11 protein-coding genes and 1 riboswitch are annotated in these 12,769 nt (G+C 41.3%); of the genes, 3 read left to right on the top strand and 8 right to left on the bottom strand.

Annotated features, from left to right (window positions below; translation table 11 throughout):
• Positions 1–454 precede the first annotated feature (454 nt).
• Together sleB and BDR01S_RS23110 are read right to left on the bottom strand one after the other, a co-directional pair.
• Complete coding sequence (gene sleB / locus BDR01S_RS23115; RefSeq protein ID WP_066250087.1) at positions 455–1,174, bottom strand: spore cortex-lytic enzyme; 720 nt, start codon at positions 1,172–1,174, stop codon at positions 455–457.
• 459 nt (positions 1,175–1,633) lie between these two features.
• Positions 1,634–3,079, bottom strand: coding sequence for a DEAD/DEAH box helicase (locus BDR01S_RS23110; protein ID WP_066250090.1), 1,446 nt, complete (start codon positions 3,077–3,079; stop codon positions 1,634–1,636).
• Positions 3,080–3,476: 397 nt separating this feature from the next.
• Between BDR01S_RS23110 and desA the strand changes: the two genes are divergently transcribed.
• Both desA and BDR01S_RS23100 read left to right on the top strand, forming a co-directional pair.
• Positions 3,477–4,508 carry a Delta(5) desaturase DesA gene (gene desA, locus BDR01S_RS23105; RefSeq protein ID WP_066250093.1) on the top strand — a complete coding sequence of 344 codons (1,032 nt, stop codon included), beginning with the start codon at positions 3,477–3,479 and terminating at the stop codon, positions 4,506–4,508.
• Between the two features lie 83 nt (positions 4,509–4,591).
• Positions 4,592–5,107, top strand: coding sequence for a response regulator (locus BDR01S_RS23100; RefSeq protein WP_066250095.1), 516 nt, complete (start codon positions 4,592–4,594; stop codon positions 5,105–5,107).
• A 52-nt stretch (positions 5,108–5,159) separates the two neighbouring features.
• Here BDR01S_RS23100 and BDR01S_RS23095 read toward each other — a convergent pair whose 3' ends face one another.
• The 6 genes from BDR01S_RS23095 to BDR01S_RS23065 all read right to left on the bottom strand — a co-directional run bounded on the left by BDR01S_RS23095 (position 5,160) and on the right by BDR01S_RS23065 (position 11,358).
• On the bottom strand, positions 5,160–6,767 hold the full coding sequence (locus BDR01S_RS23095; RefSeq protein ID WP_418303036.1) for a ribonuclease J: 1,608 nt from the start codon (positions 6,765–6,767) through the stop codon (positions 5,160–5,162).
• Positions 6,768–6,980: 213 nt separating this feature from the next.
• Positions 6,981–7,868, bottom strand: coding sequence for a 4-hydroxy-tetrahydrodipicolinate synthase (gene dapA, locus BDR01S_RS23090; RefSeq protein ID WP_066250101.1), 888 nt, complete (start codon positions 7,866–7,868; stop codon positions 6,981–6,983).
• 125 nt (positions 7,869–7,993) lie between these two features.
• Positions 7,994–8,173, bottom strand: a riboswitch (Lysine riboswitch).
• Positions 8,174–8,268: 95 nt separating this feature from the next.
• Positions 8,269–8,466 carry a hypothetical protein gene (locus BDR01S_RS23080; protein WP_066250107.1) on the bottom strand — a complete coding sequence of 66 codons (198 nt, stop codon included), beginning with the start codon at positions 8,464–8,466 and terminating at the stop codon, positions 8,269–8,271.
• 92 nt (positions 8,467–8,558) lie between these two features.
• Positions 8,559–9,773: an MFS transporter gene (locus BDR01S_RS23075; RefSeq protein ID WP_066250112.1), complete on the bottom strand. Its 1,215-nt coding sequence runs from the start codon at positions 9,771–9,773 to the stop codon at positions 8,559–8,561.
• A 14-nt stretch (positions 9,774–9,787) separates the two neighbouring features.
• Positions 9,788–10,207: a MarR family winged helix-turn-helix transcriptional regulator gene (locus tag BDR01S_RS23070; protein ID WP_066259619.1), complete on the bottom strand. Its 420-nt coding sequence runs from the start codon at positions 10,205–10,207 to the stop codon at positions 9,788–9,790.
• Between the two features lie 395 nt (positions 10,208–10,602).
• Positions 10,603–11,358: a class I SAM-dependent methyltransferase gene (locus tag BDR01S_RS23065; RefSeq protein ID WP_066250115.1), complete on the bottom strand. Its 756-nt coding sequence runs from the start codon at positions 11,356–11,358 to the stop codon at positions 10,603–10,605.
• Between the two features lie 238 nt (positions 11,359–11,596).
• On the opposite strand from BDR01S_RS23065, the gene BDR01S_RS23060 reads away from it, so the two are divergent.
• Positions 11,597–12,550, top strand: a complete 954-nt coding sequence (locus BDR01S_RS23060; protein ID WP_174523465.1) for a quinone oxidoreductase family protein — start codon at positions 11,597–11,599, stop codon at positions 12,548–12,550.
• Positions 12,551–12,769 lie beyond the last annotated feature (219 nt).

Here is a 12,769-nt window from a genome sequence, read left to right as displayed (position 1 = left end):
TCAAATAAACAAATAAAAAGACTTGTAAGCTGTATAAAAGCTTGCAAGTCTTTTTTTATGGCATTTTTCTGCGAAATTGATCGTTATCTGAGATCCTTTTTTCTTATGATGAAATCACCTTTATTAGTGATAGGTCAACTAAGTAGTATAAAGGATAAATCTCGCCACGGGGACAAGAGATTGTCCTTTGTGAGCCCTATGAGGGACAAAACTCGCTCGAGAAGCAAGAAATTTGTCTTTCATAAGCCCCATGAAGGACAAAACTCGTTGGAGGAACAGGAGATTTGTCTTTCATAAGCCCCATGAAAGACAAAACTCGTTGGATGCACAGGGGATTTGTCTTTCATAAGCTCCATGAAGGACAAAACTCACGGCAGGTAGAAGAGATCTGTTCTTCATATGCCATAAACAATATAGTTTACGAAAATAGAATTTTATATATATACCTACAAAACTATTTACAAAATATATGTTTACCAATTCTTTTGATTTGTGGCCGACTCCATATCCAACCACTTGTTGCGGTATCTGGATTAAAATAGTAGATCGCTTCGCCGCTAGGATCCCAGCCGTTGATTGCATCCATAACTGCTTTCTTCGCGGTTTCATTTGGTGTTAAATTTATCTGTCCATCTGCGACAGCAGTAAAGGCCCCCGGTTGATAGATGACACCTGCAACCGTATCAGGGAACGATGTGTGGCTGACTCGGTTCAAAATAACCGCTGCAACGGCAACCTGCCCGGTGTATTCCTCTCCCCGTGATTCCCCGTAAACCGCGTTTGACATCAATTGAATATCATTTTGAGAAAAACCGCCCGGTACATTACCAGAATTGTTCCCTGATGATCCGGGCTTTTCATACTTTGTGGCTTTAACAATAGCGGCCTTTGTGTTTGCCCCAACAACTCCATCGACAGGCAGACCGAATTTATCTTGGAAGTTTCGAACGGCCCAGTACGTACTCCATCCAAATACACCATCTACCTTACTTGTATAAAATCCGTTATATTTCAGACGTGACTGTAACTCAATGACGTCTTCTCCAGTAGACCCTCTTTGCAGCACTAGACTCGTAAACGCTTGTACATCCTTACTATGTTCGTTAGTGGTTATTAGCATAACAAATACAAACATGATAATTAGTGCGATCTTGAAGAAAACTCTTCTCTGCATACACGACATCCTAACTCATTATTCCTATATGGATATATTCTTCCAATTAGCCCTCCAATATATTTACTGTGAGGTCTTGTTTATTTACCGATCCTCTGTATTATTGTTGGGAAATGAAATAGTCGCCCATAATAGCGGCAATACTTTTATTTTTCTTCTCTTCTATAAGAAAGTCTTACTTTATTTGACAGTTCGAATAATGTTTGTACCGACTGGCTGGTAATAGATTGACCGAGGACGGAAAAGTTGTGCAGTCGCGGTAAATGAAAAGGCGCTTCATTGACCGAGGAGGGAAAAATCGCACTGCCGCGGTAAATGAAAGGGTGCTCCATTGACCGACAAGGGATAAATAGTGCTGCTACGGTTAATGAAGAAGGAACATTGAGATGTTAAATCGGGAAAAAAGTAAAAAGGAAGGACGATTATGATGAGCATAATCGTCCTTCCTTAAATCTTTTCTTATTTAAGTGCCTTACTAACCTTCAGTTTCTTGCCTTTAATCGTGGCATTCTCCATTGCTTGTAGGACAAGAGCACCCTTGCCGTTAAGAATATCGACATACGTCATTTGGTCCTGAATCGTGATGATACCAATATCATCGGCTGTCACTCCAGGTATTTTGGCAATGGTCCCAACAAAATCAACGGCACGCATCTTCTTCTTTTTGCCCCCGCTGAAATGAAGCTTCATGATGCCTTGGTTAATCCGTGCCGTTTTATTATTACGAACGACGCGTCGTCCGCTGATTTTTTCCTCGAAAGCGTCTTTTCCTTTAGCCACTTCCTCGGCCTTAGGAGCGTCCATTTTAGGGATTTCAAAGCCAATATACCGTTCAATCGCTCGAACGAACTTTCCTTCATAAGGGGTGGCAAACGTAATTGCTTTTCCCTCATTCCCAGCACGGCCGGTCCTGCCTGTTCGGTGGACATACCCTTCTTTTTCCATAGGAACGTCATAATTGATAACCAAGGTTACATTATCAATATCAATTCCTCGTGCAGCAACATCTGTTGCGATGAGGTAGCGGAAATTCCCCATTTTGAAGCCATCCATCACCGCAAAGCGATCTTGCTGCTCAAGTCCCCCGTGGAGTCGTTCACAGGAATAATTGGAGGCCTCCAATTCAGAATAAACGGTATCGACATGTTCTTTGGTTCGGCAAAAAATTAGACAGCTATCGGGGTTCTCTACGACGGTCACATTTTTTAGCAGGGAAAGCTTGTCCTCCTCTTTCACTTCAATTAACAAATGCTCAATCGTATCGGTCGTAATCCCGGTAGAGGCAATTTCGATATTCACAGGATTTTTCATATATTTGTGACAAAGCTTTTCAACATCTTCAGGTAGGGTAGCTGAAAAGACCATCGTGACTCTGTCCGAAGGAAGCTCTTTGATGATGGATTCGACGTCGTCGATAAACCCCATATTAAGCATCTCATCTGCTTCATCAATAATAAGATATTTTATCTCGTCAAGTACTAGGGTTTCTCTGTCGATATGATCCATGACACGTCCAGGTGTCCCAACGACGACATGTGTTTTTTGCTGCAATTCTTCCTTTTGCTTTGAAAATGGTTCCTTGCCATAAACGGCCATTGCCTTAATTCGTTTAAACCGGCCGATATTCGTAACATCTTCGCGAACTTGTACAGCAAGCTCTCTAGTTGGGGTAAGAATTAAGGCTTGGGGCTTTCGTTCCTCCCATTCGATCATGTCGCAAATAGGGATGGCAAAGGAAGCCGTCTTGCCGCTGCCAGTTTGCGATTTTACAACCAGGTCTTGATTTTCCAATGCTAATGGGAGGACCTCCGTTTGAACCTCGGTCGGTGTGTCGTATTTTAAAATAGCAAGTGCTCTTGTGATTTCATCACTTAAATTATAATCTGTAAAACTTTTTTCACTCATGTATTAAACCTCGTTTATTTGTATTATCCGGCTTATCTATAGGATTTCTCACAAAGAAATATCATATGCATAATCTGAATATGCTTCATTATACTTGATATACGGAAAAAAACGAACAGTCACTAGCACTGGTTCGGCTATTAATTCGTATGAATACCGTTTTTTAGTCAAGGAAAAGGGCTCATTCTCCCACACTCATTGGGAAAATATGTTATGAAAAAAGGTACCTGACACCAAAAGTGTTTCTGCATCTGGTGTCAGGCACCTTTTTGTTAAAAAATATTATTGTAATGTGACATTTGTCATACCCTGTACATGACACCTGCTACTAACACGGACAAATTCCTTCGTTTATACTTTTGATATACGAAACAAAGAAGGAAGGGAAATCAATAAAATGACTACACAAAATACGAAAACTCTAAAAAAACAAATAGCTCCCTTTGAACAATCAACGACAAAAGAAAGCGTATGGCAGATTATTAACACTGTCGCACCGTTTTTTGCCTTGTGGTACCTTGCCTATTTAAGCCTATCCGTTTCCTATTGGTTAGCATTAGTTCCTATTGTGGTAGCAGCGGGATTTCTAACGAGGATTTTCATCATATTTCATGATTGCACCCATCACTCCTTTTTTAAAAACCGCCAGGCTAACCGCATTGTTGGGACGGCCATGGGTGTATTAACCATCTTTCCGTTCGATCAATGGGGTCACGAACATTCGGTTCACCATGCGACAAGCGGGAACTTGGATAAACGCGGAACAGGCGACATTTGGACGCTAACCGTGGATGAATATTTGGCAGCACCACTTAAACTACGTTTTGCCTATCGCTTTTATCGCAATCCATTGGTCATGCTTGGTATAGGACCAATTTATGTGTTCCTGTTAAAGAATAGATTTAACCGTAAAGGTGCTAAAAGAAAAGAACGTAACAACACGTATTTGACGAATGTTCTGATTGTTGCCTTGATTAGCTTACTTTGTTGGGCAATTGGATGGCAGGCATTTCTATTAGTACAAGGCTCAATTTTCATGATTTCAGGAGCCGCAGGTATCTGGTTGTTCTACGTACAGCACACGTTTGAAGATTCTTATTTTGAAGAAGATAAAGAGTGGGAATATGTGAAAGCAGCAGTAGAAGGCAGTTCTTTCTATAAGCTTCCAAAAATTTTACAATGGCTCACAGGGAATATTGGCTTCCACCATGTTCACCATTTAAGCCCAAGAGTGCCTAATTACAAATTAGAAGAGGCTCACAAAAATACACCGCCGTTACAAAAAGTACCGACCATTACTCTTGCGACAAGCTTACGTTCACTTCGTTTCCGTTTATGGGATGAAGAAAGAAAGAATTTTGTCAGCTTTAGAGAAGTCAAAGCTTTAGCTAAAAAAAGGTTTTCTGTTCAAGTTAAACCTGAAATTTAATGAGATCATGACAGGCAAACTCCCCTTCATAATAAGGGGAGTTGTTATTTACATAACAGCTGCCAGATAAGGAGAGGACATAGATGATTCGAATTGTGATTGCTGAGGATCAGGAAATGCTGCTAGGAGCAATGGGTTCTCTCCTCAATTTGGAGGAGGATATGGAAGTGGTCGGCCAGGCAAGCAATGGGGAAGAGGCACTTGCGCTCGTGCACCAATTGCTGCCGGATGTTTGTATCATGGATATCGAGATGCCTGAAATGAGCGGACTGGAGGCAGCAGAGGCTTTAAGTTCCTTTGGCTGCAAGGTCATTATCTTAACAACCTTTCCCAGAAGAGGGTATTTTGAACGGGTCTTACAAGCTGATGTAAGAGGGTATTTATTGAAGGATAATCCGAGTGAAGAATTAGCAGGCTCGATTCGAAGCATCATCGATGGACAGCGCATATACAGTTCCGAACTAATCGATGAAGACTCAATCGATTGCGAAGCAGATTTAGAAGTATTCCAAGCGCAAGGTAAAAGACCGACAAAAGTTAACACAGTCAGAAATTACCTGACTACCATCCTAGATAAAATGAAATTACCAACAGGATAAAAAAATGGGTGTCAGGCACCATGTGAAATATTCACATGGTGCCTGACACCTTTTAAATTTCAATAATAATCGGGAGGATCATTGGTTTTCGCTTGGTTTGGGAGAATACGTATTGCCCGACTGATTTTTTGATGTTTTGTTTGATGACGTTCCATTGCCGGATATTCTCACCTTGCAGGTCATTAATGGTTTTCTTAGCCAGGCGATTGATTTCTTTTAGGAGTTCATCCGAGTTTCTTGCGTAGACGAAACCACGGGTAATGGTGTCAGGTCCGGAAATAATTCGTCGGTCTCCCTTATTAATGGTAATCACAATCACAAGCATTCCATCTTCAGAAAGTTGCTTTCGATCGCGTAAGACAATTTCCCCAACATCGCCAACACCCATCCCGTCCACATATGTATCCCCAGCGGGCACAGACCGAGTCTGACGAGCCACTTGGTTTTCCACATCGACGACATCCCCATTTTTAATAATGAAGGTATTTCCCTTTTCTACTCCCACGGACTCAGCTAACAAACGGTGGTGGTGAAGCATTCGATATTCACCGTGGATTGGAATGAAATAGGTGGGATTCATTAAGGTAAGCATCAGTTTTAAGTCTTCCTGGTAGCCATGACCGGAAACATGCATCCCCGTGGTACTTCCGGAACCATAGATTACTTTGGCACCCAATTGAAACAGGTTGTCGATAATCCGAGAAACATCCTTTTCATTTCCAGGGATTGGAGAGGCAGCTAAAATAACCGTGTCGCCGGGATAAACGGAGACATCACGAAAATTTCCGCTCGCCAGGCGGGAAAGAGCTGCCATTTGCTCCCCCTGACTACCTGTACAAAGGATGACTACCTTTTCAGGTGGAAGTCGATCGACTTCGCGTGGTTCGATGATCATCCCCTCTGGCATGGTTAAATAACCACGTTCAATCGCAACAGAGACCACATTTACCATACTCCGGCCAAGAAGGGCTATCTTTCGATGGGCCTTGATCGCCGCCGCAACCACCTGTTGAACTCGATTTACATTCGATGCAAAGGTGGAGATAAATATTTTCCCGTCCGCCTTCATGAAGGCCTCATCCAAATGGTCACCAATTATTTGCTCAGTAGGTGTTAGTCCTTTACGCTCAGCGTTAGTACTTTCAGATAGTAAAACCAGAACACCTTGCTGACCGATATTGGCCATTTTATGAATATCTGAATGTTGATTATTCACAGGTGTTAGGTCAAATTTGAAGTCTCCCGTATGAACAACATTACCCTCAGGTGTATGAAAGACAATGCCGAGACAATCAGGAATACTATGGCTGACTCTGAAAAAGGAAACGGCTACATCTCCAAACTCAAGTTTTGAATTAGTGTCAATCGTCATGAGCTTGGTGTTTCCATGGAGTCGATGCTCATCTATTTTTAATTCGATGAGACCGAGAGTAAAATGGGTAGCATAGATAGGTATATTCAATTTTCTAAGGATATAAGGTATCCCGCCAATATGATCCTCGTGCCCATGGGTCACAATTAAAGCGCGGATTTTCTCCTGGTTTTCTTCTAAGTAGGTAATATCGGGAATAATCAAATCAATTCCTAATAAAGTTTCATCTGGAAACTTACCACCGCAGTCAACGATAAAGATATCGTCTGCGTATTGAACCACATACATGTTTTTACCGATTTCATTGATTCCGCCCAAAGCGAAAATAGATAATGTCCTATCATTGGTTCGCAAAGTTTATATCCTCCTTATCCCAAGTAAATAAGGTTAGTATGCCCCTTTGGATGGACATTATCGGGAGGAGGGAGCTGAAATTTTTTTCATATAAAAAGAAAAGCTGTCAAACCACCTTTTAATGGGAGATTTGACAGCCATCTTCATCTAAAGTTTTGCTGTGATTTTGCTAGCTGGAAGAACAGCTTGTAATGCACTTTTTTCTTCATCACTTAATGGCAGCAACGGAAGGCGAAGCCCTCCAACATTAACACCATTGATATTTAATGCAGCTTTCACAGGTGCCGGGTTTGGTGCAGTAAATAAAGCTTTCATAATCGGGAGAAGACGTCGATGGGCACTAGCAGCCTCTTGGACTTGCCCATTTTTAAATTGATGAATCATTTCTTTCATTTCATTCCCAATGACATGGGATGCAACGGATACCACTCCGGTTCCGCCAATCGCTAAGACCGGCAAGGCTAAGCCATCGTCCCCACTATAAAGAGAGAAATCACTTGGTGTTTGGCTAATAATTTCAGCCATAGCATCAAGGTTGCCGCTTGCTTCTTTTACGGCAATAATATTAGGAAGCTGTGAAAGTCGAACAATTGTCTCTACAGATATATTGACTACACATCGGCCCGGGATATTATATATCATGATCGGTAATGATACGGATTCAGCAATCGCCTTGAAGTGTTGATACATACCTTCCTGAGATGGCTTATTGTAATAAGGGGCAACAAGCATAATCCCATCAACACCTGCTTCTTCAGCCTGCTTTGTCAAGCTGATGGATGCTCTGGTGTTATTTGAGCCGGTGCCGGCGATAACTGGAACTCTTCCATTGACAACATCGACAACAAATTGAAATAAAGCAACTTTTTCTTCAGACGTTAAGGTAGGTGATTCCCCGGTTGTACCAGCAACAACGATTCCATCCGTACCGTTTTCGATTAAATAGTCTACTAAATTTCTCGTGGCGTTAAAATCAATTTCACCATTTTGATCAAATGGCGTAACCATTGCAGTTAATAATTGGCCAAAATTCATCTTTTCTCACCCTTTATATAAATTTTTTGTAAAATTTAGAGGTGGGTAAGGCCCTTCATCATATAACGCAAAAAAGCAACAACGAGGGTTCGCTGTTGCAGTAGAAACATAAAAGTAGTTCCCGTGCGTAAGATAGCCCTCCATACAGTTTCCTATATGACAGTTCTGTATTTTTTCAATAGCAGAACCAGCTTCAAGACCATGAGATTCATTGAAGCTTCGGCAAATTCCCCTTTTCACAATCATCATTAGATCTCATTATCCTCATATTGTGTACTTATGGTCTTTGCGCCTCTATCCTCACTTCAAAAAACTTGAAGTAAGAAAATATTTAATTGACTGTAAATATATCAGAATATTCCTGTTTGTTCAAGAGGAATTGGAACTTTTCTTGAAATTGTCAACAAATTTCAGCCATTTCTAAACGCTGTTTTTCCTTTTCAACTTCTAAGGCAGATACGATGTAGGCAAACCCGTTCAAACAAAAGTAAATAACATTCGATTGCACCTGTTCCTTTTCACCTAAATAAGTATTTATGATTATGCTGAAGGAAAAGAAGACAACAAAGGATAAGGCAATTTTATTAAAAATTATCATATCTACCGACCCCTTTAATTAGGATTCTTATGATAATCATATTTGCTGTAAACTGGTTTTATGTCTGCCTTGAGAGAAGCCGGTTTTGGAAATCAATTCGTTTCAGGTGTTGGTTGGCGCATAATCGTCCTTCGCGGCTTTTCATTCTTCCCGTGCAGGAAGTAGTAAAGAACAATCGTTGCAAGGGCAACAACCCCCAATATAACATATAGAGTCCTGTAGCCTGTTAATGGAATGATGAATCCAAGGATATAGGGACCGAATCCAAGCCCTGCATCAAGAAAGATAAAGAAGGTAGACGTTGCTAACCCCATCCGATGGGGAGGAGTCACTTTAACAGCTACCGCCTGGGTGCTTGACTGCATGTTCCCGAAACCAAGACCAATTAGAACACCGGCTAATAATAAGGTAGCGCTCATATTTGCTAAACTTAACAGAAACAAGCCAATCGCAAAGATGACAAGGCCGGGATACATAATATAGTTTGCACCCTTCAAGTCCATTAAACGTCCAGTGATGGGACGAGATAACAAGACAGCAATGGAATAAACTAAGAAAAAGAAACTGGCAGCACTCACTAGGTCAATTTCGATTGCATAGAAGTTAATAAAAGAAAGAACACTGGAATAACAAAAGGAGACTACCAGTGTAATAAACGCGATGGGAAGTGCTTTTGGCTCAATATAATTAGATATCTTAAATCCTTTTGTTTCAGTTGGTTGGACCAATCCTTCCAATTGTGGCACATCCACGAAGAAGGCGGTGATTAAACTAATTACCCCTAATACAAGAGAGAAAATAAAAATCATTTGATAATCAGTATGCTGGGTCATATATAGACCAATGAAAGGGCCAATTGCGGTGGCTAATGTTGCACTCATGCTGAAATAGCCGATACCTTCCGCTTTTCGAGTTGACGGAATAACCTGGGCCACAATCGTACCTGTCGCTGTGCCGACCATTCCCCCTGCAATCCCATGTAGTAAGCGAGTGATTAGCAGGAAGGTAATACCCATATTCACAAAATATAAAAGTAGCGTCAAAATAAAAAAGATGATCCCAATGAATAACGTTTTCCTACGGCCAATTGACTCGATAAATCGGCCAATGACCAATCGTCCAATCAGCGACCCAACAATAAAAATCCCGGTGACAAGTCCTGCTTGACTTGTAGAAGCATTAAATTCATCAACGGCATAAACACCGATAATGACGATTAATAAATAAAAAACTAAAGTTACTAAAAAATTGACCCCGGAAACAATCGTAAAATCCTTTGTCCATAGTTTAGCTCTCGGTTGATTCACTTTTAAAAACCCCCTTACTTAATAATATTATTGCGAATTTCACTCATAATACGGATGGCCTCGAGCTGTTCTCGCTCTGAGACTCCTTTTAAAATGTCAGTTTCAAATTGATCAATTGTTACACGGACCTCCGCATATACCTTTCTCCCCAGCTCTGTCAGCTGTGTTCTCTTTTCCCGTTTATCATGGCTCGGAACATGCTCTACATAGCCCAGTTCTTCCAAGCGAGTCATGGTACGGGTGACAGTGGGCTTCTCAACATAAAGATAATGAGAAAGTTCCACAAGAGTTGCCGAGCCATAATTGAATAAGTAGTAAAAAATCGACCATTGCGCTCGGTGCAACTGATGCTCGGCTAGATGGAAATTAAGTTTATTCTCAAACGGCCGGTATAACATCAATAATTGGTGGAAGAATTTTTGAGAAGTATTTATTTGAAACACCCCTTGTAAAATAGTTAGCTAGAGTAATAATTACCTTGGGTAACTATAATAGTGTAACAAATTCATATTAGAATGTCTAATGCCACAAGCGGTAGTAAACTAATCAAACGTTTGATTAAAAAGGGCTTAAGCCTTGGTATGCATGGCTTTCAAAGGGAATGGGGTATTTCTGAATAAACTAATCAAACGATTGATTAAAATGGGTTGAGGTCTTGGTATATATGGTTTTATAAGGAGGGTGAATTTTTTTTTGAAAAAAATTAATCAAACGTTTGAGTAAAAATGGAAGTGAAAATACCCAAAAAAACTAATCAAACGTTTGATTATATTGGCTTGAATCCTTGGTATGACTAGCATTTACCTGTTTGGTTTTACCCGAAAGAGGGTTATTTGTTATTCCGGTACAAATACACCCCGAATCCCAATGTATCCCTGCCCCATTTCAAATACGTCCGGCGCCATGTTCGAATCCGATCCAACATCGCATCGTGATCGGGATCATCAGGGTTCTCAAGACAATAATTTTCGACAGACATGGAATAAAGCCATTCATAATCATCCCAGTCATCTTCATTGGCGACATAAGACCAAAGCGGGATTAATCCTAGTTCCTCGCCAGTCTTAACGGTATCTGCATGACTTTTACATTCTGACTCGTCTGCACCACCAAGTGCTTCTAAATATTCAGGACTCGGGGTTTGCTTCCAATAGCCTTCACCAATCAAAATATAGCCATTTTTCTTTACTAGGCGCTTTAGTGTCTCTAGAGTTGGTTCAAGTCCGCCTAATGCGTGAGTAGAACCGATACAAATACCAAAATCATAGCTATCAGGCTCATAGCGCTCGACCGATGCAGTAGCATCATTGACGATAAATTCAATACTGCCCTCGGGAATTCGGCTGCTTGCCTTTCGCTTTGCTTCCTCGATGGCCCCGTCATACAGTTCTATTGCCGTAGCCGATGATTGATAGTTTTCTACCAAGCGAATCAAAAGTTCACACTTTCCTGCCCCGATATCTATTACTTTATCAGCTGCTCGAGGAGATACGATGTCAAGCATCTTCATGAGCTTTGTTTCACTGATTGGATTGCTAAAGGCATGATTGCGATGGGCAATTGCTGAAAATTTGTTTCTATCCATATGTATAGGGCTCCTTTTCTACTCTAAGTTTTAGTGGATTATACCTAATACTATACTATTTCATTTATTATCTTTTTTAAAAGAAAGTCAACTTTATTTAATAAGATTAATCGTGCCCTTGAGCCCGGAAAAATGGAGGGAAAGGTAACGATTAGTTGCATTACCAATCACTATCCTATTTAATATAAACGTGACTCAAAAATTTAAATAAAATGAGGTAATTCATTTGAAAGCACTAATGTTTAAAGCATTTGGAGGGCCTGAAGTCCTCGAATATGGTGATATAAAGGAACCTGTTATAGGTCCGGATGAAATATTGGTAAGCATGAAAGCAATTGGTTTGAACTTTGCTGATATATATAGAAGAAAAGGAAACTATCATCTTGCGGGGGAGCCACCCTATATTTTAGGGTATGAAGGGGCTGGAGTCGTCGAAGAAACGGGAGCAAATGTCCATGGAATCAGTGTTGGTGACCGAATTGCTTTTGCCGACGTACCTTATGCGAATGCAGAGTTAGTGGCTGTTCCTGTAGAAAAAGCAATCCCACTTCCTGAAACCATCTCATTTGAGCAAGGGGCATCTGTGCTACTACAAGGTTTAACCGCTCATTATTTAACAAAGGATAGTTATCCCGTGAAAAAGAATGAGATTGTGCTCGTACATGCGGCCGCAGGCGGTGTCGGGCAGCTTCTTGTTCAAATGGTGAAATTACTTGGCGGTAAGGCAATTGGTTTAACTTCCTCCGTTGAAAAAGCAGCTGCAGCAGTGGAAGCGGGTGCTGCTAAAGTCTTCTTATACAAGGATGATTGGAAGCGACAAGTGCTCGAGGCGACGAATGGTAAAGGCGTCGATGTGGTCTATGAGTCAGTAGGGTCTACCCTTCAAGACAGCTTTGAGGTGACTCGCACCGGGGGAACAGTTGTATTTTACGGTATGGCAGGGGGAGATCCGGCATTGGTTGACCCAAGAATGTTAATGGATACCTCCAAAACTCTGACCGGCGGAGATCTATGGAATGTACTTACCTCCCGAGAAGAACGAGTAGCCCGTTCAAATGAGCTGTTCCAGTGGATGGAGGAAGGGAAAGTTAAGGTCTCTGAACCAACCGTCTTCGCACTGAGCGATGGTCAAGAAGCACACCGATTACTGGAAAGCCGTAAGAGTATGGGGAAAATTTTACTAATTCCCTAAAGAGAAGGTGCTATACTTGGTGCACCAAACTGGCTTTCGCGATCGGAACGGGCGCCAAAAGGAGCACTATGATGCCCGTCAGCCGTGAAAAAATGGTTGGAACGGTAATCAAAGGAGCAATATGGTGCCTGTCATTGATTTTTATAAGCTGATCGATAAAAAGCTGCTGATTTCCGTAGCTAGGATCAGAGGGTCTGCACCTATCTGTTGGGGGGCGGC

It is taken from the genome of Neobacillus drentensis NBRC 102427, assembly GCF_001591445.1.
Lineage (GTDB): Bacteria > Bacillota > Bacilli > Bacillales > Cytobacillaceae > Neobacillus > Neobacillus drentensis.
This window is presented reverse-complemented; position numbering and strand designations above follow the sequence as displayed.

Excerpts from the sequence above, each read along its gene's own strand:
- desA (WP_066250093.1), top strand. The coding sequence starts at position 3,477 with ATGACTACACAAAATACGAAAACTCTAAAAAAACAAATAGCTCCCTTT.
- dapA (WP_066250101.1), bottom strand. The coding sequence starts at position 7,868 with ATGAATTTTGGCCAATTATTAACTGCAATGGTTACGCCATTTGATCAA.
- BDR01S_RS23110 (WP_066250090.1), bottom strand. The coding sequence starts at position 3,079 with ATGAGTGAAAAAAGTTTTACAGATTATAATTTAAGTGATGAAATCACA.
- BDR01S_RS23080 (WP_066250107.1), bottom strand. The coding sequence starts at position 8,466 with ATGATAATTTTTAATAAAATTGCCTTATCCTTTGTTGTCTTCTTTTCC.
- BDR01S_RS23060 (WP_174523465.1), top strand. The coding sequence starts at position 11,597 with ATGTTTAAAGCATTTGGAGGGCCTGAAGTCCTCGAATATGGTGATATA.
- sleB (WP_066250087.1), bottom strand. The coding sequence starts at position 1,174 with ATGCAGAGAAGAGTTTTCTTCAAGATCGCACTAATTATCATGTTTGTA.
- BDR01S_RS23095 (WP_418303036.1), bottom strand. The coding sequence starts at position 6,767 with ATGTATGTGGTTCAATACGCAGACGATATCTTTATCGTTGACTGCGGT.
- BDR01S_RS23100 (WP_066250095.1), top strand. The coding sequence starts at position 4,592 with ATGATTCGAATTGTGATTGCTGAGGATCAGGAAATGCTGCTAGGAGCA.
- BDR01S_RS23065 (WP_066250115.1), bottom strand. The coding sequence starts at position 11,358 with ATGGATAGAAACAAATTTTCAGCAATTGCCCATCGCAATCATGCCTTT.